The organism is Streptomyces sp. NPDC087215 (genome assembly GCF_044744885.1).
GTDB lineage: Bacteria > Actinomycetota > Actinomycetes > Streptomycetales > Streptomycetaceae > Streptomyces.
This window is the reverse complement of sequence record NZ_JBIUZD010000023.1, coordinates 1-20,630: the sequence shown is the minus strand read 5'-3', so window position 1 is coordinate 20,630 and position 20,630 is coordinate 1. Positions and strand designations below refer to the sequence as shown.

General features: G+C 74.7%; 13 protein-coding genes, 1 pseudogene and 2 riboswitches. Of the genes and pseudogenes, 6 read left to right on the top strand and 8 right to left on the bottom strand.

Annotation, left to right across the window (positions count from 1 at the left end):
- Positions 1-599 precede the first annotated feature (599 nt).
- Both ACIO92_RS32370 and ACIO92_RS32365 read left to right on the top strand, forming a co-directional pair.
- Positions 600-2,429 carry an APC family permease gene (locus tag ACIO92_RS32370; RefSeq protein ID WP_366446124.1) on the top strand — a complete coding sequence of 610 codons (1,830 nt, stop codon included), beginning with the start codon at positions 600-602 and terminating at the stop codon, positions 2,427-2,429.
- Between the two features lie 163 nt (positions 2,430-2,592).
- Entirely contained in the window at positions 2,593-3,339 is a 747-nt protein-coding gene (locus tag ACIO92_RS32365) for a DUF4118 domain-containing protein (protein WP_366446123.1), read from the top strand.
- Between the two features lie 123 nt (positions 3,340-3,462).
- Here ACIO92_RS32365 and ACIO92_RS32360 read toward each other — a convergent pair whose 3' ends face one another.
- Both ACIO92_RS32360 and ACIO92_RS32355 read right to left on the bottom strand, forming a co-directional pair.
- Positions 3,463-3,645 carry a hypothetical protein gene (locus ACIO92_RS32360; RefSeq protein WP_366446122.1) on the bottom strand — a complete coding sequence of 61 codons (183 nt, stop codon included), beginning with the start codon at positions 3,643-3,645 and terminating at the stop codon, positions 3,463-3,465.
- 100 nt (positions 3,646-3,745) lie between these two features.
- Positions 3,746-4,981 (bottom strand): hydrolase, encoded by a 1,236-nt coding sequence (locus ACIO92_RS32355; RefSeq protein WP_366446121.1) that lies wholly within the window; start codon positions 4,979-4,981, stop codon positions 3,746-3,748.
- Between the two features lie 520 nt (positions 4,982-5,501).
- Here ACIO92_RS32355 and ACIO92_RS32350 point away from each other — a divergent pair.
- Both ACIO92_RS32350 and ACIO92_RS32345 read left to right on the top strand, forming a co-directional pair.
- On the top strand, positions 5,502-6,671 hold the full coding sequence (locus ACIO92_RS32350; RefSeq protein ID WP_402060727.1) for a sensor histidine kinase: 1,170 nt from the start codon (positions 5,502-5,504) through the stop codon (positions 6,669-6,671).
- Positions 6,668-7,327: a response regulator gene (locus ACIO92_RS32345; RefSeq protein ID WP_402283978.1), complete on the top strand. Its 660-nt coding sequence runs from the start codon at positions 6,668-6,670 to the stop codon at positions 7,325-7,327. The genes ACIO92_RS32350 and ACIO92_RS32345 overlap by 4 nt, the downstream gene beginning before the upstream one ends.
- Before the next feature lie 112 nt (positions 7,328-7,439).
- Here ACIO92_RS32345 and metE read toward each other — a convergent pair whose 3' ends face one another.
- The 6 genes from metE to kdpB form a co-directional block, all read right to left on the bottom strand.
- Positions 7,440-9,758, bottom strand: coding sequence for a 5-methyltetrahydropteroyltriglutamate--homocysteine S-methyltransferase (metE, locus tag ACIO92_RS32340; RefSeq protein WP_402283980.1), 2,319 nt, complete (start codon positions 9,756-9,758; stop codon positions 7,440-7,442).
- A 161-nt stretch (positions 9,759-9,919) separates the two neighbouring features.
- Positions 9,920-10,142: riboswitch (cobalamin riboswitch) on the bottom strand.
- A gap of 111 nt (positions 10,143-10,253) precedes the next feature.
- Entirely contained in the window at positions 10,254-10,742 is a 489-nt protein-coding gene (locus tag ACIO92_RS32335; protein ID WP_401241818.1) for an acyl-CoA thioesterase, read from the bottom strand.
- 72 nt (positions 10,743-10,814) lie between these two features.
- A riboswitch (cobalamin riboswitch) is annotated at positions 10,815-10,967 on the bottom strand.
- A 231-nt stretch (positions 10,968-11,198) separates the two neighbouring features.
- A complete protein-coding gene (locus tag ACIO92_RS32330; protein WP_402283982.1) occupies positions 11,199-11,756 on the bottom strand; it encodes a hypothetical protein in 558 nt (185 codons plus the stop codon).
- Between the two features lie 54 nt (positions 11,757-11,810).
- Positions 11,811-12,605, bottom strand: a complete 795-nt coding sequence (locus ACIO92_RS32325; protein ID WP_366446116.1) for a GNAT family N-acetyltransferase — start codon at positions 12,603-12,605, stop codon at positions 11,811-11,813.
- Positions 12,606-13,019: 414 nt separating this feature from the next.
- On the bottom strand, positions 13,020-13,838 hold the full coding sequence (locus tag ACIO92_RS32320) for an SDR family NAD(P)-dependent oxidoreductase (protein ID WP_402283985.1): 819 nt from the start codon (positions 13,836-13,838) through the stop codon (positions 13,020-13,022).
- A gap of 258 nt (positions 13,839-14,096) precedes the next feature.
- Positions 14,097-16,184 carry a potassium-transporting ATPase subunit KdpB gene (kdpB, locus tag ACIO92_RS32315; protein ID WP_402283987.1) on the bottom strand — a complete coding sequence of 696 codons (2,088 nt, stop codon included), beginning with the start codon at positions 16,182-16,184 and terminating at the stop codon, positions 14,097-14,099.
- 1,358 nt (positions 16,185-17,542) lie between these two features.
- On the opposite strand from kdpB, the gene kdpF reads away from it, so the two are divergent.
- Positions 17,543-17,632 carry a K(+)-transporting ATPase subunit F gene (gene kdpF, locus ACIO92_RS32310; protein ID WP_351794572.1) on the top strand — a complete coding sequence of 30 codons (90 nt, stop codon included), beginning with the start codon at positions 17,543-17,545 and terminating at the stop codon, positions 17,630-17,632.
- 113 nt (positions 17,633-17,745) lie between these two features.
- Positions 17,746-20,406: pseudogene (locus ACIO92_RS32305) on the top strand (ATP-binding protein); the annotation flags it as partial.
- Positions 20,407-20,630: the final 224 nt, after the last annotated feature.

Below are 20,630 nucleotides of genomic sequence, written 5' to 3'. Positions count from 1 at the left end.
GCCGTCGGCGTCAGGGATGCGTCAAGATCCCCTGGTGGAGGGTTGGATGCCTCACACCGCCCCGGCGCCGAGCTCTCCCGGCCGGAGCCCGGCCGCCCGCGAGATCCGGACGCGCGCCCGGGTCGCCGGACGCGTGGGGCGGGTGTCGGACGTAGGGGGCGGGGCGCACGGCGCCGGGTGTGCGGGTGGCGCGTACGGCGTCCGCCGACATCCCTGCGGCGGCACCGCGGCCTGTACCGGGGCCCTCGTGCGGGCTTCCACGACTGTCCGCGGCGGTCCGCGTGACAGCCTCCGGCGCCTGTCCGTGGCGTGCCCGGACAACGTCCGCGCTGGCTTGATATCGCCCCTCCTTGGCTCGCGTCCCCGTCCGGCCCGTCCCCGTCCGGGCCGTACGCGCCCGCCACTCGTACGCGCCCGCCACTCGTACGCGCCCGCCACCCGTACGCGCCCCCGCCCCGTCCCGCCCCAGGACGAGGCGCCCCCGTCAAGAACCCGTGAAAAGAACCCCGTCCCGCGCCAAGAACGCGCCAGCGCCGAGCGGCGGCGGTTCCGGCGCCCCCCACTCTGAGCGGACCCGCACATGAATGGAGCACGTCGGCATGACCGCCCTGACCACCGAGAACGGTGTTTCCGCCGCCCCGGACGAACCTCCCGATCCCGGCGCGCGCCACAAACTGACGGCCGTCACCGGACTCGCCGCGCTCTCGCTCGACGCGATGGCCTCGGTGGCGTACGGCCCCGAGGCCATCGTCCTGGTCCTCGCCGCCGCCGGAGCCCACGGGCTCGGCTTCACCCTGCCCGTCACCCTCGCCATCGCCGCCCTGCTCGCCGTGCTCGTCGCCTCGTACCGGCAGGTCATCGCCGCCTTCCCCGACGGCGGCGGCTCCTACGCCGTCGCCAAGGCGCACCTGGGCCGCCGCACCGGTCTGGTCGCCGCGGGTTCCCTGGTCCTCGACTACGTCCTCAACGTCGCCGTCGCCGTCACCGCCGGGGTCGCCGCCCTGACCTCCGCCTTCCCCGGGCTGTACGGCGACCGCCTGTGGATCTGCCTCGGCGTCCTCGTCCTGGTCACGGGGGTGAACCTGCGCGGCATCGTCGACTCGGCCCGCGCGTTCATCGTCCCGACGGCCGTGTTCATCGGCGCGATCCTCACCATGGTGGCCGTGGGCCTCTTCCGGGACGGCCCGCTCTCCACCGAGGCGTCCACGGGCCACCCCTCCGTACTCGCCGACAACGCCACCACCGTCGGCGCGCTGCTCCTGCTCAAGGCCTTCGCGTCCGGCTGCTCGGCCCTCACCGGGGTCGAGGCCATCGCCAACGCCGTGCCGTCCTTCCGCGCCCCGGCCGCCCGCCGCGCCCGCCGCGCCGAGGTCGCGCTCGGCGGGCTCCTCGGCGTGATGCTGATCGGCCTGTCCGTCCTGATCTCCCGCTTCGGCCTCCAGCCCGTCGAGGGCGTCACCGTCCTCGCCCAGCTCGCCGACGCCTCCTTCGGACACAACGCGGCCTTCTACGTCGTCCAGTTCGCCACCATGGTGCTGCTCGCCCTCTCCGCCAACACCTCCTTCGGCGGACTGCCCGTCCTCCTCAAGCTCCTCGCCCGCGACGACCACGTCCCGCACGTCTTCGGCCTCAAGGCCGACCGGCAGGTGCACCGGCACGGCGTCGTCTGGCTCGCGCTCGTCTCGGCCGCCCTGCTCGTCTTCTCCGGCGGCGACACCAACACCCTCGTGCCCCTGTTCGCGATCGGCGTGTTCGTCGGCTTCACGATCGCCCAGACCGGCATGGTGCTCCACTGGCGGGCCGCCGGACAGTGGGGCAAGGCCCTGCTCAACGGCCTCGGCGCGCTGCTCACCGGCGTTTCGGCGATCGTCGTCACCGTCACCAAGTTCCACGACGGCGCCTGGCTGATCGTGATCGCCCTGCCCGCCCTCGTCCTGGCCTTCGAGGCCGTGCACCGGGCCTACGGGAAGATCGACGAGCGTCTCGGCGTCGGCCGGACACCGGAGCCGCCGCACCGCGCCCGTTCCTTCGTCGTCGTCCCGGTCTCCGACCTGAACCGGCTCACCAGCGAGGCCCTGACCGCAGCCGTCTCCCTCGGCGACGAGGTCCGCGCGGTCACCGTCTGCCACGCCGACCCCGAGGACCTGGCCAGGACCGAGGCCCTGGAACGCGACTGGGAGCTGTGGAACCCGGGCGTCGCCCTGGTCCGGCTCACCTCGGAACGCCGCACGCTCGGCCGGCCGATCACCGCGTACGTACGGGAGCTGAGCGCCGCCCGGCCCGACCTGCGCGTCACCGTCCTCGTACCGGAGGCCGAACCGGAGCGGCGGTGGCAGCGCATCCTGCAGAACCGGCGCGGGGCGGTCGTCGCCCACGCCGTGCGACGCGACACCGACGCCGCCGTGTGCAGGCTCCGCTTCCGCTGCTGACGCCGGGGCACCCCGCCGCCCGCGCACATCGGGATGTGCCGTCGCACATCGGAACGCGTCGCACATCAGGAACGCGTCAAGGACCCCTCCGCCCGGTGCCCCCGAACCGCGCCGGGCGGAGGCTGGACACAGGGGGCGGTCGTCCGGTCCTGCGAGGTGGGTCATGAGGTTCACCGTCCGAGACGTGCTCGCGGTCGTCGCCGGAGCCGTCGCCCCGCTCGTGGCGGCGCTCCTGCTGCTGCCGCTGCGCGGGAGCGTCACCCCCACGAACACCGCCCTCGTGCTCGTCGTCGTGGTCGTCGCGGTGTCGGCGCTCGGCAACCGGCCCGCCGGGGCCCTCGCCGCGCTCTCGGCCGCCGCCTGGTTCGACTTCTTCCACACCCGGCCGTACGAGAGCTTCCACATCCAGGACCGGGCCGACCTCGTCACCGCCGTGCTGCTGCTCGCCGTGGGGCTGATCGTGTCCCGGCTGGCCGCGCGCGGCCGGACCCTGGGCCGGGTCGCCGCCACGGACGCCTCCCATCTGGAACGGCTGCACGGCACGGCCCGTCTGGCCAGCCTCAGCACGTCCTCCGACGACGTCGTACGGCGGGTCCGCGCGGAACTGGCCGAGATCCTCGAACTCCGTGACTGCCGCTTCGAGTACGGCACGCTCACCGGCCGCCCGCCCCGGCTCGAACCCGACGGGAGCGTCAGGGTGGACGGCTGGGTCCGGGACCTGGAGCTCCAGGGCTGGCCGGACGGGGCGACGGAACTCCGCGCCGTCGCCCACGGCCGCTACCAGGGCCGCTTCCTGCTGACCCCGGCCCCCGGAGCCGTACCGCCCTCCCTGGAGGCCCGCCTGGTCGCCGTGGACCTGGCGGCCCAGGCGGCGGCGGCGCTCGACGACGACCGGCCGGTACGGGCCTGAGGCCGCGGACGCGCGGGACGAAGGACGCCGGGACCGGCGGACGCCGGGACCGGCGGGCCTCAGGCCCGGCGGATGCCGGGAGCGGCGGACTTCAGGCCCGGCGGATGCCGGGAGCGGCCGGGGTCAGGGGCGGTACACGAGCTCCAGGAGTACGGCCGAGATGAGCAGCCAGGCCCCGGCGCCGAGCAGCCACATGCTCCCGGCCGTCGCCCCGAAGGCGCTGACGACGACGGCGCCCGTGGCGAGCGCGGTCGAGAAGCGGCGCACGCGGTGGTCGGCACGCATCCGTCCGTCGGTTCGGCTCATGGGGGTGACTGTAGGGCCGGTCGGGGCCGGACGGACGGGGAACCGGAGGAGTCTTCACGAGGTCCTGACGGCGGTACGGGCGCGGGGCCCGCCGGGGCCGTCAGGACCACTCGGGGAACCGGCCTCCCGGGTCCTCGAAGAAGGACGTGGGCCGCCCCTTCAGCGTCAGGTCGAAGAAGGCGGTGACGGCGGCGCGCTGTGCCGCAAGGGAGCGGAGGGGGTCGATCGTGCCGATCAGCCCGTCGGCCGCCGGGAGCTCCAGATGCCCCGCGAGCTGCGGAAGGAACACCTGGAGATCGGTGTACGAACCGTGCTGGGCCTCCCGGAGCCGCAGCGCCCGCCGCCAGCCGGTGGACGCGGCCCAGAAGGACGCCCAACCGGCGTTCCCCTCGACCGAGTCGCCCTCGGACATCAGCAGCAGGAAGGGCTTGGCGACCCCGCTGACGGCGACCGGGCCGACGAACTCGCCGTCGAGGTTCGCCGCCGCCAGGACCCGGTGGTCGTCGTGGGCGAGCCGCGCCGCCACGGAACCGCCGAGCGACTGCCCGAGCACACCCGTACGGGACGGGTCGAGGACCGCCGGGAGCCCGGCGGGGAGGGGGCCGCCCCGGCGGTCGGGACGCCGTCCACGGGCCAGCGCCCCGATCCGGCCGAGGACGAACCGGGCGTCGGCGTGGCGCGCCCGCGCGTGCCGCTCCAGGAGGGCGGCGATCACCTCGGGCGTCAGGTCGTCGGGCAGCGGCACGGCCCGCTCGACGCGCCCGCCGGGGAACTCGACCTGGTCCGCCTCGTACGGGGAGTCGACGGCGACCACCACGTAGCCCCGGCTCGCCAGTTCCTCGACCAGGGCGGTGCCGAGGGCCCGGACGCCGCCGTCGCCGGGGGAGAACAGCACGACCGGGAGCCTTCCGGCCGAGCGGTCGGCCGGGGCGCCGGTCCTGGCGTGCGTCCGCGTCCCCCGCCAGTCCACCGCCCCGGCCGGGATGCCGAGCCCCGGGGCGGAGCGCTCGTCCCAGTCGGCCGCGGCGGCCGGGCCCAGCCACGGGGCGACCGGGAACGCCCCCGCCCGGCCGGGCTCCGCCGGATAGCGGACCGAGACCATCAGCTCGCGGAAGGGCTTCGACGGCACGAAGGGGTCGGGCCGGGTCCGGTCGACCAGGTGCAGATCGACGGCACCGACCGGCCGGTGCCCGGTGGGCGCCGGAAGGACGACGGGAAGGGCCGGGGGCCGGGCGGGTGCCTTCACGGCGGTGACGGGGGCGGCGGCCGTGGTGAGGGCGGCGGCCCCCAGCTTCAGGAGCGTTCTGCGACGGGGAGACCGGGGGGACGAGGACATGAGCCGGCACCTTCCGGAGCGACGGGTACGGGAACGGTGCCCAGCCTGCCGACGACCGGGCGGCCCCGGCGACGGGCCGTAGGGCGATCCCGGGGGTGGACCCCGGTAGCACCGGAGCCCCTCGCTCCTCCCCGGGGAGGAGCCGGGCCGACACCGGTGCGCACCGGGCCGTCCGGCGGAGCCGTGGAGCCCGTACGCCTCCGGGAGGAGCGGGGACGCGCCCCGATCCCCGGGGCGCACACCGGTCTCCCCCCACGGGAGGAGGCACCGGCCGGGGCGGCAGCCCTACCGTGGGGCAGGCTCGTGGGGCGGTCGACGACCGGACTGCGCGGGCGGGCCGGACCGGCCGGGCCGACCGGGCGGAGCCTCGGGCCCCGCGCCCGGCCTCGGGGCCCGAGCGCGGGCAACGCAAGACGGGCCACGCAAGACGGGCCACGCAAGACGGGCCACGCAAGACGGGCCACGCAAGACGGGCCACGCAAGACGGGGCACGGAACACGGAAGCCGGAGGACGGACACCATGGCCGAAGACGTGGAGCCGGAGCGCTCCCGCGGGCCCGTCCGGGAGGCGGCCTTCCCGGTGGTGCGGCTGGCGGCGCGGGTGCCGCCCCCGGCCCGGGACGCCCTGCTCGCGGTGGTCGTCTTCGCGGTGACCCTCGGACCCGCGCGGCTGACGGACGCCACCGGACTGGCCCTGCAGACGGCGCTCGTGCTGCCGCTGGTGTGGCGGCGCCGGGCACCCCTGGCCGTGTTCGGGACGATCGCCGCCGTCGCTTCCGTACAGCTCCTGCTGGACATCCAACTGCCCGCCGATGTGGCCCTGTTGGTCGCACTGGGCACGGTCGGTGCCCACCGTCCCGGCCGGTGGGCCCTCGGGGCCGCGCTGGTCCTTGAGGCCGGGGCCCTGCTGTCGGCGGCCCGCTGGGCGCCCGAAGGCCGGTTCCTCGCCTCCGCCGCAGCGCTGACCGCGGCGGTCACCGCCAGTGCGCTGCTCGGGGTCAACACCCGGATCGGACGCAAGGCCCGGGAGGACCGTTCAGCCCATCTGGAACGCGAGCGCGAACGGCGGGAACGGCTCGCGGTGCTCGAAGAACGGGCCCGTATCGCCAGGGAGTTGCACGACAGCGTCAGTCACGGTCTGTCCGTCGTCGTCGCCCTCGCCGACGCCGTCGGACATGCGGGGCCCGAGGACACCCGCGCGGTGACGGACCGGATCGCCGAGACCGGACGGCAGGCGCTGGCCGACATGCGGCGCTCCCTCGGACTCCTCGGGGACGGCGACCCCGACGCCGTACGTCATCCGCCGCCCGGACTCGCGCAGTTGGCGACCCTCCGGGACCGGACCCGGGAGGCGGGCCTGCCGACCCGGCTCCGGCTGGACGGCGATCCGGCCGGAATCCCCGCCGGGACCCAGCTCACCGCCTACCGGATCGTGCAGGAGTCGCTGACGAACACCCTCAGGCACACCCCGCCGGGCACCCGCGCCGAGGTCCGTGTCGTCTGCTCCCCGGGAGCCGTCACCGTCGAGGTCACCGACGACGGCCCCACGGCCGCCGCCACCGCTCCCGGCCGTGGCACCACCGGGATGCGGGAGCGCGTGACCGCCCACGGCGGAACCCTGAGCGCGGGCCCGCTCCCCGGCGGCGGCTGGCGGGTCGCCGCCCGCCTCGACCCGGAAGGAGAGCGATGAACGTCCGGGTGCTCGTCGCCGACGACGAGGAACTGCTGCGGGTGGCGTTCACCATGATCCTGCGCGCCGAACCCGGCATGGAACCGGTCGGCGAGGCCGCCGACGGGGAGACGGCCGTCCGGCTGGCCCGCGAACTGCGCCCGGACGTCGTCCTGATGGACGTCCGGATGCCCGGCACCGACGGCATCGAGGCGACGCGCCGGACGGTCCGGGAGACACCGGGGACGCGGGTGCTCGTCCTCACCACCTTCGACCTCGACGCGTACGCCTTCGAAGCGCTCCGCGCCGGGGCGTCCGGGTTCCTCCTCAAGAACACCCGGCCGGAGGAACTGCTCACCGCGATCCGTGACGTGGCGCGCGGCGACGCGGCGCTCTCGCCCCGCGTCACCCGCCGCCTGCTCCAGGACTTCGCCCACCGGCTCCCCGCCACGTACTCAGGGGCCGACGAACGCCTCCGCCTCCTCACCGCCCGCGAGCGCGAGGTTCTGACCGCACTCGCCCGGGGCCTCACCAACCGGGAGATCGCCGCGGCCCTCCGCCTGGCGGAACCCACCGTGAAACGCCACATCGGCCACGTCCTCGCCAAACTCCGCCTGCGCGACCGCGTCCAGGCCGTGATCTTCGCGTACGAGACGGGGCTGGTCGGCGGGGCCTGAGCCGGACCGCGACCAGGGCCGGGTCGTCGAGCCGTGGCTGGACGAGACGGCCCTGGTCGCGGTACCGCGCGGAAGGACCGGCCTCCGCGTCGGCGGCCGACGCGAGGGCGGGTCAGGTGGTGGGCAGTTCCCCGCGGAGGGTACGGGCGGCGGTGACGAGGTTCTCCAGGGAGGTCCGGGTCTCGGGCCAGCCGCGGGTCTTCAGGCCGCAGTCGGGATTGACCCAGAGCCGGTCGGCGGGGATGGCCTCAAGTCCCTTGCGGAGCAGGGACGTCGCCTCCTCGGCGGAGGGGACGCGCGGGGAGTGGATGTCCCAGACGCCCGGTCCCGCCTCCCGGGGGTAGCCGTGGGCGGCGAGCTCCCGGGCCACCTGCATGTGGGAGCGGGCCGCCTCCAGACTGATGACGTCGGCGTCGAGGTCGTCGATGGCCTGGACGATGTCGCCGAACTCCGCGTAGCACATGTGGGTGTGGATCTGGGTGTCCGGCCGCACCCCGGCGGTGGTGAGCCGGAACGCCTCGGTGGCCCAGGCCAGATAGGCCGGGTGGTCGGCCGCCCGCAGCGGCAGGGTCTCGCGCAGCGCGGGCTCGTCCACCTGGAGGACGGAAGTCCCCGCCGCCTCCAGGTCGTTCACCTCGTCGCGCAGGGCGAGCGCCACCTGGCGCGCCGTGTCGGCGAGCGGCTGGTCGTCGCGGACGAACGACCAGGCGAGCATGGTGACCGGACCGGTGAGCATCCCCTTGACCGGCTTGGCGGTGAGGGACTGGGCGTACGCGGTCCAGCGCACCGTCATCGGCTTCGGGCGGGAGATGTCACCGGCGAGGATCGGCGGCCTGACGTACCGGGTGCCGTACGACTGCACCCAGCCGTGCCGGGTGGCGAGGTAGCCGTCGAGCTGCTCGGCGAAGTACTGCACCATGTCGTTGCGTTCGGGCTCTCCGTGGACGAGGACGTCGACGCCGGTCTTCTCCTGGAAGGCGATCACCTCCCGGATCTCGGCCCTGATCCGCTCCTCGTAACCCGCCGCGTCGAGCGAGCCCGCGCGCAGGTCCGCGCGGGCGGTGCGCAGTTCCGTGGTCTGCGGGAAGGATCCGATGGTGGTGGTCGGCAGCGGCGGCAGGCCCAGGTGCGCCCGCTGGGCGGCGGCCCGCTCCGGATAGGGCCGGGAGCGGCGGCCGTCCGTGTCGGTGACGGCCGCGACGCGGGCGCGTACGGCCGGGTCGCGGGTGAGGGGGGACTCGGCGCGGGAGGAGAGCGCGGCACGGTTGGCGGCCAGTTCACCGGCGATGGCGTCGGTGCCCCGGGAGAGTCCGGCGGCCAGGGTGACGGTCTCGGCGGTCTTCTGCCGGGCGAAGGCCAGCCAGCGCAGGATCTGCGGGTCGATGTCCTTCTCGGCCGTGGCGTCGAGCGGCACGTGGAGCAGCGAGCAGGAGGCGGAGACGTCCACGCGGTCCGCGAGACCGAGGAGGGTGCCGAGGGTGGTGAGGGACTTCTGGAGGTCGTCGGCCCAGATGTTGCGGCCGTCGACCACGCCCGCGACGAGTCGCTTCCCCGGCAGTCCGCCGACGGCGGCGAGCCCGGCCAGGTTGGCGGCGGCGGGCCCGGTGAAGTCCAGGGCGAGCCCCTCCACGGGCGCCTTGGCGAGGACCGGGAGGGCGTCGCCGAGCCGGTCGAAGTAGGAGGCCACGAGGATCTTCGGCCGGTCCTCGACGGCGCCGAGGTCACGGTAGGCGCGGGCGGCGGTGTTCAGGTCGGCGGGCGTGCGGTCCTGTACGAGGGCGGGCTCGTCGAGCTGCACCCATTCCGCGCCCGCCGCGCGCAGGTCCGCGAGCACTTCGGCGTACACGGGCAGGAGCCGGTCCAGGAGGGTCAGCGGCTGGAAGTCCTCGGCCACCCCCGGAGCGGGCTTGGCGAGCAGGAGGTAGGTGATCGGTCCGACCAGGACGGGACGGGCGGCCAGACCGAGGGCGAGGGCCTCCCGCAGCTCCGTGACCTGCTTGGTGGAGTCCGCGACGAAGACGGTGTCGGGACCCAACTCGGGTACCAAATAGTGGTAGTTGGTGTCGAACCACTTGGTCATCTCCAGCGGGGCGACATCCTGGGTGCCACGGGCCATGGCGAAGTAGCCGTCGGTGACGTCGGCGGCCACGGCGTCCCGGTGCCGGCCGGGGACAGCGCCCACCATCACGCTGGTGTCCAGGACGTGGTCGTAGAACGAGAAGTCGCCGGTCGGCACCTCGGCGATGCCCGCCCCGGAGAGTTCGAGCCAGTTCGCCCGGCGCAGTCCCGCGGCGACGGCATGGAGGGCGTCGGCGGTGACCCGGCCCTTCCAGTAGCCCTCGACCGCCTTCTTGAGTTCACGGTCACGGCCCTGACGGGGGTAGCCGTACACGGTGGCGCGTGCCGCCGGGGCTGCGGACTTCGTGGTCACGGAGATCTCCTTCACGAGATGGATCCCTGAGGTCCGGAGACCTGACGAGACGCGGAAGGAGTGACCGGAAACGGAGGGACGCGTGCGCGGCATGGCACGGCTGTACGCCCGTATGGTCGCCGACCCGCCCTCGAGGTCACCGGATGACCGCGCGCGGAATCGTCCGCGTGCGGGCAACGGGCAGGTCTTCGGACTCGCGGGCGCGTTCTCCTGGGGGAGTTCACCTAGTGGCCGTCGCTTCCCAGGTCCGGTGTCTCGGACCCAGTGCGTATGACGGCGGTCGTTCCCGCTCACCGCTGCGGGGCAGTCCCGGATTCCCACCGGGTTCCCTCTTGCGACGCTCCCGTCTGGCGGACGGGGCGAACCAGCTGCACGCGCCAGGGTACGGGTCGCGCCGGACGAGCGCCGGATGTTGTCCGAATCCCGGACGGTCCCTGACCTGATCCGTACGGCACGGGGCCGCGGCCCCCGGAGGGGCGGCGGCCCCGGCTCCCCTCAGGACAGGCCGGGCAGCGCCGTGACGAGGGCGGGCACGGGACGCGGACCGCCGTCCGCGTCGATCGCCACGAAGGTGAGGAAGGCCGTGGCCACTTCGGTGACGGGACCGGAGTCGTTCCAGCGTTCGGCGGTCACCCGCACGCCGACGGTCATGGAGGTCCGTCCGGCCCGTTCGAGCCCGGCCTCCACGCTCAGCAGGTCCCCGGCCCGTACGGGGGCCAGGAACGTCATCCGGTCGACGGACGCGGTCACGGCGGGCCCGCCGGCGTGCCGTCCGGCGGCGGCCGCGGCGGCGTCGTCGATGAGCTTCATCATCACCCCGCCGTGGATGGTGCCGTACAGATTGGTGTCGTGGTCGCTCATGATGTGGGCGAGGACCACCCGGGAGTCGTCCGGGGTCTTTCCCGGACGGGGAACGGGATTACGGGCGGGGCTGGGGGTGTCGGTGGGGTCTGCGGCAAGGCCGGTGACGGTGGGATCTGCCACGTCAACTCTCCTTCGCGAGTCGCGGCTCGGCGGTTCCGCGCGCACGGGGTGTCCGGCGCGCGGACAGCGGGCAGGTCTTCGGACTCGCGGGCGCGTTCTCCTGGGGGAGTTCACCTAGTGGCCGTCGCTTCCCGGGTCCGGTGTGCCGGGCCCAGTGCGTATGACGGCGGTCGTTCCCGCTCACCGCTGCGGGGCAGTCCCGGATTCCCACCGGGTTCCCTCTTACGACGCTCCCGCCTGGCGGGCGGGGCGAACCAGCTGCCCCACCAGCCTACGTGCCGTCCACCGCACGGCGGTCCGGGCGAGCGAGGACGTACCCCCGCCGACCCGTGGGAGCACCCCTCCCCCGCCGGGCCGCCCCTCCCACCGGTCCGGGGCCTCTCCTCGGTCACACCGACGACGCGTACCGTGCGCGCGGCCGTGTGATCGTTCGCACGGCGATCCGCCGGACAGGCGCTACCCGAGACCGGAGGCCCTCAGGACGGAGCGGGTCGTCTCGGTGTCGACGCGGAGCGCGAGCCGTGCCAGGTCGGCCGTGCCGTGGGCCAGGGTCCCCCGCCGCCGGGCCGACAGCGCCGCGGACTCGATCCTCAGCCACAGGACCGGATTGTCCAGGAGGACCCGGAGGTCCACCTCGGCCCACCCGCCCTCCCCGTCGCGCAGGCGCAGCCGCCGGGCGGTGCCCGTCGGCCACGCGACCGCCGTGATCCGGTCGGTGCGGACCGTCCTGGTGAACCACAGCCCCCGGACCGTCAGCAGCCCCGGCGCCAGGCTGACCCGTGCGGGCAGCAGGACCACGAACAGCAGCGCCGACAGCGCGATCCAGCCGAGGGCGTGGGACAGCGGCAGCCCGTACGCCCCGGCGTCGACGCCCAGTGACGTCCCCAGCAGAAGGCCCGCGCAGACGGCCGCCGCACGGGCCTCGCCCGGCCATCCGCTGTCGTGCAGGACGTCGGAGGAGGGACCGGGCACGGGGGCGGAGCCGGGTGCGGGAGTACGGACAGGAGGCTGCATGGCGCCGACGCTAGGACCCCGGAGCGCCCCCAACAGCCCCGGACAACGCGGTGTTTACGCGGCGGCGGGCAGATTTGACGTCCCGCTGACGGTGGTGGCGGTGAAGGGCCCGGTCGAGTGGTGGACGTACTCCCGCACCAGCCGGAAACCGGCCGACCAGCCGAGCAGACGGCTCGCCCGGTTCTCCCGCGAACAGCTCCAGGTCGCGGTGTGCCCGCGCGCGGCGACATCGGCGGTCAGGCCCTCGACACAGGCCAGACCGAGGTGCTGCCGCCGTTCCCCGGGGGCGGTGGCGCAGGCCACGTCCTCGTACCGGCTCCCCGTGAACCGGGCGCACGCCACGGCGAGGACCCGCCCCTTGCGGAAGGCCGCCCAGGCGTGCCCCGAGGCGGCGAGCGCTGCCGGGCCGCCCCAGGTCGCGTGGACGCGGTCGAGGTCGGGGGCGACCGCGGCGAGCGCGCGGGCGTCCCCGGCCGTCAGCCGACGGACCGTCACCCCGCGCGGCAGGCGCGGCGGCATCCCGGGCTCGCGGTGCACGTACAGCATCCGGTCCCAGGGGTGCAGACGGTCGAACGCGGCGGCCAGCACCGGCAGGAACCGTGCCGACGCCTCCACGTGGTGACCGGCCAGCGGGGCCAGGTCCGCCGGGACGAGCGCGGTCGGGTCACCGGCCAGGAGGGCGTGGCCGCCGCAGGTGACGGCGACGACCCGGGGGTGCGCCGGACGGTCGGTCCACCAGGAGCCCTGCCGGGTGGCGATGACGTGCTCGGCCAGCGCACCGGTCCCCGGTGCGCCGGAGACGAACGACCGCGCGGGGGCGGGGGGTTGATGGGCGGGGTGCGGGATCACGATGCCTCCAGGGGTACGGGGGAGGGGGCGGCCCGCCGAAGGGCTGGGGCCGCCCCGGTGGCGCCGGTCGGGGTGAGGTGCCCTGCCTCGGCGGTCCGGTCGGTCCGGTCGGTCCGGTCGGTCCGGCGGGCCGGTCGGGCCGGGGCGGTCCGCGTCGGTCCGGGTGGGTCCGGGTGGGGCGGTCCGCTCGGTGGGGCGGTTCGGGGCCGGGTGGTTCGCTCCGGCGGGGCCGGTTCGGGTCGGGTCGTACGGCCACCCGGCCCGCGAGCCCCGCCCCGCCCGGTCCGCCCCGCCCGGTCCACGAGCCCCGCCCCGCGCGGGGTCAGCCCCCGCCGGCCCTGCGGCCGTGGTTCGCCTTCTTCTTGCGGCGGGCCTTCTTCTTGCGGGCGCGCTGGGACATGGCGGGTGCCTCCTTCAGGCGGTGTGACCGACGAGGAGTCCGGCGAGCTTGTTGAGGCGCTTCACCGTGCGTTCCTCGGTGGCGGCCGGGGCGGGGGCGACGCGGTGCTCACGGTCGTAGTAGGCGCCGTTCACGATCTCGGTCGCCGGGTCGCAGAGCCGTACGACGTGCGCCGCTCCCTCGGCCGGGGCCTCGCCCTCGTGCGCGTACAGCGGCAGGAGGCTGGTGGCGCAGATGCCGGGGTGCACGGAGACGGCGGTGACGCGCGGGTCGGCGGCGAAGACCGTGAGGGCCAGCTGCGACTGCGCGTAGGCGGCGAGCCGGGAGTAACGGCGGGTGCGGTTCGGGTCGTTCCACTGGATCGAGCCCGTGCGGTGCAGCGCGGACGAGACGTTGACGACCCGGCCGCCGGTGCCGCGGGTCAGGGCGGGCTCCAGGAGATGGGTGAGGAGGTAGTGGGCGAGGAAGTTGACCTGGAAGGCGATCTCGTTGCCGTCGGCGGTGACGGTGTGCTGCTCGGGCGCGGCCATGCCCGCGTTGTTGACGAGGACGTCCAGTCGCGGGTGCTCGGCCAGGACCCGCACCGCCAGTCGCTCCACCTCTTCCAGACGGGTGAAGTCGGCCCCGTGGGCGCGCAGTCGGGCGCCGGGTACGCCGGAGAGCGTGACGAGCCGGTCGACGGCGGCGCGCGCCTCCTCCTGGGTCCTGCCGTGCAGCAGGACCGTGGCGCCGCGTTCGGCGAGCAGCCGCGCGGTCTGGTGGCCGATGCCGGAGCTCGCCCCGGTGACGAGGACGGTGCGGCCGGAGAGGGACGGGGACGGGGAAGAAGGCATGGTCGGTCCAGGGTCGTTCGGTCGGGGTATGAGAAGGGGGGCGCCGGACCGGTTCGGTCACGGCGCCCCGGGGACGGCGGAGTACGCGTCAGCGCGAGGCGGACGGCGGCTCCGTGCGGCGGGGCGCACGACATCGGACCGCCTGATGAGGCGGCCGGTCGGCCTGGAGCCACGCACTGTCCATGCCGTCCATGGAACTCCGCCGCGAGCACCCGGGCAAGGCGGACCGGGCTTCCCTGATGCCGCCCTGACGGATTTTCACCCCAGGCCGGGGACGGTGGAGACCAGGAGGTCGATGGCCTTGATGCCGACGAACGGCAGGACGAGGCCCCCGAGCCCGTACAGGAGCAGATTGCGGCGCAGCAGGTCGTGCGCGGACGCCGGGGTGTAGCGCACGCCGCGCAGCGCGAGCGGGATCAGGGCCACGATGATCAGGGCGTTGAAGACGATCGCCGAGGTGATGGCCGAGGTCGGACTGTGCAGGCCCATGACGTTCAGCTTGTCCAGCGAGGGGTAGGCGCCCGTGAACATCGCGGGGATGATCGCGAAGTACTTCGCGACGTCGTTGGTGATCGAGAACGTCGTCAGGGCGCCCCGGGTGATCAGGAGCTGCTTGCCGATCTCGACGATCTCGATGAGCTTGGTCGGGTCGGAGTCGAGATCGACCATGTTCCCGGCCTCCTTCGCGGCCGAGGTCCCGGTGTTCATCGCCACACCCACATCGGCCTGCGCCAGCGCGGGAGCGTCGTTGGTGCCGTCACCGGTCATCGCGACCAGCTTCCCGCCCGCCTGCTCCCGCTTGATCAACGCCATCTTGTCCTCCGGCGTCGCCTCCGCCAGGAAGTCGTCCACCCCCGCCTCCCGGGCGATGGCCCGTGCCGTACGAGGGTTGTCACCGGTGATCATGACGGTCCTGATGCCCATCCGGCGCAGCTCGCCGAACCGCTCCCGGATGCCGTCCTTCACCACGTCCTTGAGGTGGACGATCCCGAGGGCCCGGGGCCCGGCCGCGTCGTGGACGGCGACGAGCAGTGGTGTGCCGCCCGCGTCCGCGATGGCGTCGGACCAGGCACGGGCCTCGGGCGGCACCCTCCCCCCGTACCGCTCGACCCAGTCGACGACCTGGGCCGTGGCCCCTTTGCGGAGGTGGCGGACGCCGTCGCCCCCGCGCAGGTCGATGCCGCTCATCCGGGTCCGCGCGCTGAACTCGACGAACCGGAGGTCCGCCCACTCGTCCCCGGCGGGCGGCAGGAGCCCGTACTGACGCCGGGCGAGGGCGCTGACGGACCGCCCCTCGGGGGTCTCGTCGGCGAGGGAGGCGAGCTGGGCCGCGTCGGCGAGCAGGGCCGGGTCCACCCCGGGCAGCGGGACGAACGCGACCGCCTCGCGGTTGCCGAGGGTGATGGTGCCGGTCTTGTCGAGCAGCAGGGTGCCCACGTCCCCGGCCGCCTCGACGGCCCGGCCGGACATCGCGAGCACGTTCCGCTGCACCAGCCGGTCCATCCCGGCGATGCCGATCGCGGACAGCAGCGCCCCGATCGTCGTGGGGATCAGCGTGACCAGCAGCGCCACGAGCACGGGCGTGGACGGGGCGGCGCCCGCGTACCCGGCCATCGGGGTGATCGCCACCACCACCAGGACGAAGACGAAGGTCAGCGCGGCGAGCAGGATGTTGAGCGCGATCTCGTTCGGGGTCTTCTGCCGCTCCGCGCCCTCGATGAGCGAGATCATCTGGTCCATGAAGGAGTGGCCGGGCCGCGCGGTGACCCGTACGACGATCCGGTCCGAGAGCACGGTCGTGCCGCCGGTCACCCCGGAGCGGTCGCCGCCCGCCTCGCGGATCACCGGGGCGGACTCGCCGGTGACGGCGGACTCGTCGACCGAGGCGACCCCGGCGACGACGTCGCCGTCCGCCGGGACCAGCCCGCCCGCCTCGACCAGTACGAAGTCGAACTGCGCGAGATCGGCCGCGTTCACCGTCTCCGTGGCCGCACGGTCGACGTCCGTGCCGTACCGCCAGTGCCGCAGCCGCAGCGCGACCGTGTCCGTACGGGCCCGGCGCAGCGACTCCGCCTGCGCCCGGCCCCGGCCCTCGGCGACGGCCTCGGCGAGGTTCGCGAACACCACGGTCAGCCAGAGCCAGACGCTCACGGTCCAGGTGAACACCGAGGGGTCGAAGAGCGCGGACAGTGTCGTCAGGGCCGATCCGACGGCCACCACGAAGAGCACCGGCTTCCGGACGAGCGTGCGCGGGTGGAGCTTGCGCAGGGCGTCCGGGAACGACTTCACCAGCTGCACCGGATCGAGCAGCCCGCCGTGCCCGGCCCGCCGCCGACCGGGACGCACCCGGGGCGAGGGATGACGGGGCGGGGCGGGAGGACGGCCGGGGGCTCCCGGGTCGAGAGGGGAGGGCGGGCCGTCGGGGACAGCGGGGCCCGGTCCTGCGGGAGCCGGTGCGCCGAAGGATGGTGACTGTGCGTCAGGAAAGCCTGGGCCGACGGAGGAACGGGCGGGTCGGGGCGCGGCGGAGTGCATCGCGGAGGACCTTCTGGGAAGCCGGCCGTCCGCTCGGCCGTGGTCGGCGGAGACCGGGAGACCGGGGGCGGAGGGACGGCGGGCGGGCCTTCGGGCACACGGGCGGCGGGGACGGAGAGCCCCGGCATCCTCGTGCCGAGACGCCGGGGCGCCGGGGACGGGGTGCCCCGGTGCCCCGGCGCGGCCGTGGACGGACGGCACGGTCGCGGAGCGGGGGCGCGGACGCCGTACGGGAGGGGCGGTCCGCGCCCCCGCGGTCCGGGACGATCAGGCCACTGACGCCCCCGGACCGGTGAGCGACCGAGGGAGAATCTAGCCGTGGGGAAGCCCGGAGGAGGCCCTGGGGCGCGGGCCTTGACGAGCCTCTGACGAGGTCTTTCCCGAGCCGTCAGGACCCCGTCAAAGACAGCTGTCATGACGTCAGAAGGGTGTCAACGGAGTGCGTGTCCGCCCAGGGCGCGGCACAGGATGATCGCCTCACGGGGGAGCCGGACGACCGTCCGGCCGTACGAGGCGGGTGGGGGCGTGCCGTCCCGGACGACGGCGCGCGCGGTCCGCGGCCGACTGCCCGGACCGGCACCTCGATACGCGCACGGCAGTCCGGCGCGAGGGACGTTCCGGCCCGCGGCCCGCCAGGGGGGTGGCCGCGGGCCGGACGAGTCCGGTCGTACGGGTCTGCTCGTACGGGCCCGCTTCTGCTTGTCCGGTCGTACGTGCCCGGTCGTACGTGCCCGGTCCGGCTGTACGCCTTCGGTGCTGTACGCCTTCGGTGCTGGGTGCTGGGTGCTGGGTGCTGGGTGCTGGGTGCTGGGTGCTGGGTGCTGGGTGCCGGGTGCTGGGTGCCGGGTGCCGGTCGCGGACGGCTGGCGGCTCCGCGCCCCTGGGTTCCGGCCCGCGCCCCTGATCCGCGCCCCCTCGGGCTCCGGGATCCGGCTCCGCGCCCCTTCTGCTTCTGCGGCGCCCCCGCCCCCTGTTTCCGGGCTCGTCCCCGGCCCGTGTACCCCCGACCGGGTGACCCTCCCGTACGGGATCCGTCAAGGGTCCGTCAGGGCCCCCCGGCCCCGCGGCGGGAGCGCGTCACAGTGGACGGGAGGCAGCGCCGCCACCGGCTCCGACGCGAGCGGCACCGTGTCCGAACCCACCCGTACCCCAAGGGGAGTTGATCGTCCATGAGCGTCGAGAACGTGGTAGGCCTCGTCGTCGCCGCAGCCCTCGTCGGCTACCTGGTGGCCGCACTGATCCGACCGGAGAAGTTCTGACCGGCGCCGGGCGTCCGGAGACGGGACCACGGGGCCGGGGCCCGGAGGCCCCGCCCGCCCGGACAACGGAGACGCGCCCGCCCGCCCGGGGGTCCCAGCCCCCGCCCGCCCCGCGCCCCGGCAGACTCAAGGTCCTCGTCGGCGCCGCCGCGGGCGTCGGCAAGACGTACCGGATGCTCGACGAGGGCCACCGCAGGGCCGCCCGGGGCACGGACGTCGTCGTCGGTGCCGCCGACTGCCGGGGACGCCCCCACACCGAGGCGCTGCTGGCCGGTCTGGAACGCCTGGGACGCCTGGAACACGGAGGCACGAGCCGGACCGGGGACATCCCGGAGAGCGTTCTCGGGAACACCCCGGAAGGATTCCGGGGGGTCGTCGGGAACATCCCCGGAGGGTTCTGGAAGCGTCTCGGGGGCACCCCGGAAGGGTCCCGGGAGGACGACCCCGAGAAGTTCCCCGGGGACACCCCGGCAGGGACACCCCGGCGCGCCCCCGAGGGCTTCGACCTCGACGCCGCCCTGCGCCGTCGCCCCGAACTGCTCCTCGTCGACGACCTCGCCCGGACGAACCCGCCAGGACACCGCAACGCCCACCGCTGGCAGGACGTCGCGGAACTCCTCGCGGCGGGCGTCGACGTCCTCACCACGGTCGACGTCCAGCACCTGGAATCCCTCAGCGACGTCGTCGAGAAGATCACCGAAGTGCCGCCGGGCGACACCGTCCCCGACGACTTCGTCCGCCGCGCCGACCAGATCGTCCTCGTCGACGTGGACCCGGAGGAACTGCGCCGCAGGATGGCACACGGCAACATCCACCCGCCCGAGGTGGTGGACGCAGCCCTGGCCAGCTGGTTCCGCCCCGGCAACCTCACCGCCCTGCGCGAGCTGGCCCTGCTCTGGGTCGCCGACCGGGTCGACGACGCCCTGCGGACGTACCGCACCGACCACGGCATCGGCGGGGTGTGGGAGGCCCGGGAACGGGTGGTCGTCGGTCTGACGGGCGGCCCCGAGGGCGACACCCTCATACGCCGGGCCGGCCGCATCGCCGCCAGGTCGGCCCGCTGCGAACTGTCGGCGGTGCACGTGGTGCGCGGCGACGGCCTCGCGGCGGGCGCCTCGTCCACCGCGCTCGCCCGTCAGCGACGCCTGGTCGAGAGCCTCGGCGGCAGCTATCACACGGTCGTCGGCGAGAACGTCCCGGCGGCCCTGGTCGACTTCGCCCGCGCGGGCAACGCCACCCAGCTGATCCTCGGCACGAGCAGACGCGGCCGCCTGGAACGCTTCCTCACCGGACGTGGCATAGGCGAGACCGCCACCGCGCTCTCCGACGACATAGACGTGCACATGGTGACGCACGAACGGGCGGGCCGAGGACGCCTGCTGCCCACCCGGCACCGCGGCCTGCCCCTGTCCCTGCCCCGCAGGATCGTCGGCCCCCTCGCCGGTGTCGTCCTGCCGGTCCTCCTGACGCTGTTCCTCGACCGGGCCAGGGGCAGCCTGAACCTCACCAGCGAGGTCCTGCTCTTCCTCGTGACGGTGGTCGGCGTGGCCTGCGTCGGCGGCATAGGCTCCGCGCTCGTCGCCGCCGTGACGGCGTCCCTGCTGCTCAACTACTGGTTCCTGCCACCCATCGGGGAGTTCACCTTCCACGACACCGACAGTATGCTCGCCCTCGGTGTGTTCGCCCTGGTCGCGGCGGTCGTCGCCGCTGTCGTCGACCGGTCGTTACGGCTGTCTCGGCGCGCCGCCCGCGCCACCGCCGAGGCGGAGACCCTCTCCGCGCTCGCCGGTTCCGTCGTACGCGGCGAGCACACCGTCCCCGCCCTCCTCGCCCGCACCCGGGAGACCTTCGGCGCCGTCGCCGCCGAACTGGTCGACCGTCCCGTGGACGACCCCGACGCCAGCCAGGTCGCCGTCGGCGACGACGGCTTCCTCGTCCTGCGCGGACGCACCCTGCCCGCCGCCGAACGCCGGATCCTGGCCGCGTTCGCCGCCCACGTCACGGCCGCCGTCGAACGGGCCCGTCTGGCCGAGGCGGCGGCCGAGGCCGAACCCGTACGGGCCGCCGACCGGATGCGCACGGCGCTCCTCGCCGCCGTCAGCCACGACCTGCGGACCCCGCTCGCCGCGGGCTGGGCCGCCGTCGCCTCGCTGCGCAGCCCCGACGTGGACTTCACCGCCGAGGAACGCGACGAGCTGCTGGCCACCGCCGACGAGTCCATGGCCCGGCTCAGCAGGCTCGTGGAGAACCTGCTCGACATGAGCCGCCTCCAGGCCGGGGCCCTCACCCTCGCCCTGCGCCCCACCGCCTGGGAGGAAGTCCTCCCCGCCGCCCTGGACGGCCTCCCCGACACGGGACGGGGGGTGACCCTCCAGGGCATGGAGGAGGCGCCGCTCGTCCTCGCCGACCCGCCGCTGCTCGAACGGGTCGTCGCCAATCTCGTCGCCAACGCCGTCCGCCACTCCCCGCCCGGCCGCCCGGTCCTCCTCGGCGTCAGCACGCTGTCCTGCCGCGTCGAACTCCGTGTCGTCGACCGGGGGCCCGGTCTCCCGGCGGCCGACCGCGACCGCGTCTTCGAACCGTTCCAGCGGCTCGGCGACACCGACAACACCACCGGAGTCGGCCTCGGTCTGGCACTGGCGCGGGGCCTCACCGAGGCCATGGGCGGCACCCTCACCCCGGAGGACACGCCCGGCGGCGGACTCACCATGGTGGTCACCCTGCCCCGCGCGGCCGTCCGGGTGCCGGGCGCGCCCGTCCCGACGGAACCGTGACGCGGGGCCCCTCGGCGTAGGGGATGCGTCAAGAGCGGGGTCAAGGGCGTTAGGGCGGCGTCAACGAGGACCGTGGGCGGCCGGGGAGGCTGTTTCCTCAACTCGTCCGAACATCCGGCTCTTCCTTCTTCACCGGGAGCTCACGATGGCCGATCTGGCCTTCGTCGTCACTGTGGTCGCGGTTTTCGCGCTGGTGGCGTTCATTGCCAAGGGGGTGGCCAAGC

Excerpts from the sequence above, each read along its gene's own strand:
- ACIO92_RS32350 (WP_402060727.1), top strand. The coding sequence starts at position 5,502 with ATGGCCGAAGACGTGGAGCCGGAGCGCTCCCGCGGGCCCGTCCGGGAG.
- ACIO92_RS32365 (WP_366446123.1), top strand. The coding sequence starts at position 2,593 with ATGAGGTTCACCGTCCGAGACGTGCTCGCGGTCGTCGCCGGAGCCGTC.
- ACIO92_RS32345 (WP_402283978.1), top strand. The coding sequence starts at position 6,668 with ATGAACGTCCGGGTGCTCGTCGCCGACGACGAGGAACTGCTGCGGGTG.
- ACIO92_RS32320 (WP_402283985.1), bottom strand. The coding sequence starts at position 13,838 with ATGCCTTCTTCCCCGTCCCCGTCCCTCTCCGGCCGCACCGTCCTCGTC.
- ACIO92_RS32330 (WP_402283982.1), bottom strand. The coding sequence starts at position 11,756 with ATGCAGCCTCCTGTCCGTACTCCCGCACCCGGCTCCGCCCCCGTGCCC.
- ACIO92_RS32355 (WP_366446121.1), bottom strand. The coding sequence starts at position 4,981 with ATGTCCTCGTCCCCCCGGTCTCCCCGTCGCAGAACGCTCCTGAAGCTG.
- ACIO92_RS32360 (WP_366446122.1), bottom strand. The coding sequence starts at position 3,645 with ATGAGCCGAACCGACGGACGGATGCGTGCCGACCACCGCGTGCGCCGC.
- kdpF (WP_351794572.1), top strand. The coding sequence starts at position 17,543 with ATGAGCGTCGAGAACGTGGTAGGCCTCGTCGTCGCCGCAGCCCTCGTC.
- ACIO92_RS32370 (WP_366446124.1), top strand. The coding sequence starts at position 600 with ATGACCGCCCTGACCACCGAGAACGGTGTTTCCGCCGCCCCGGACGAA.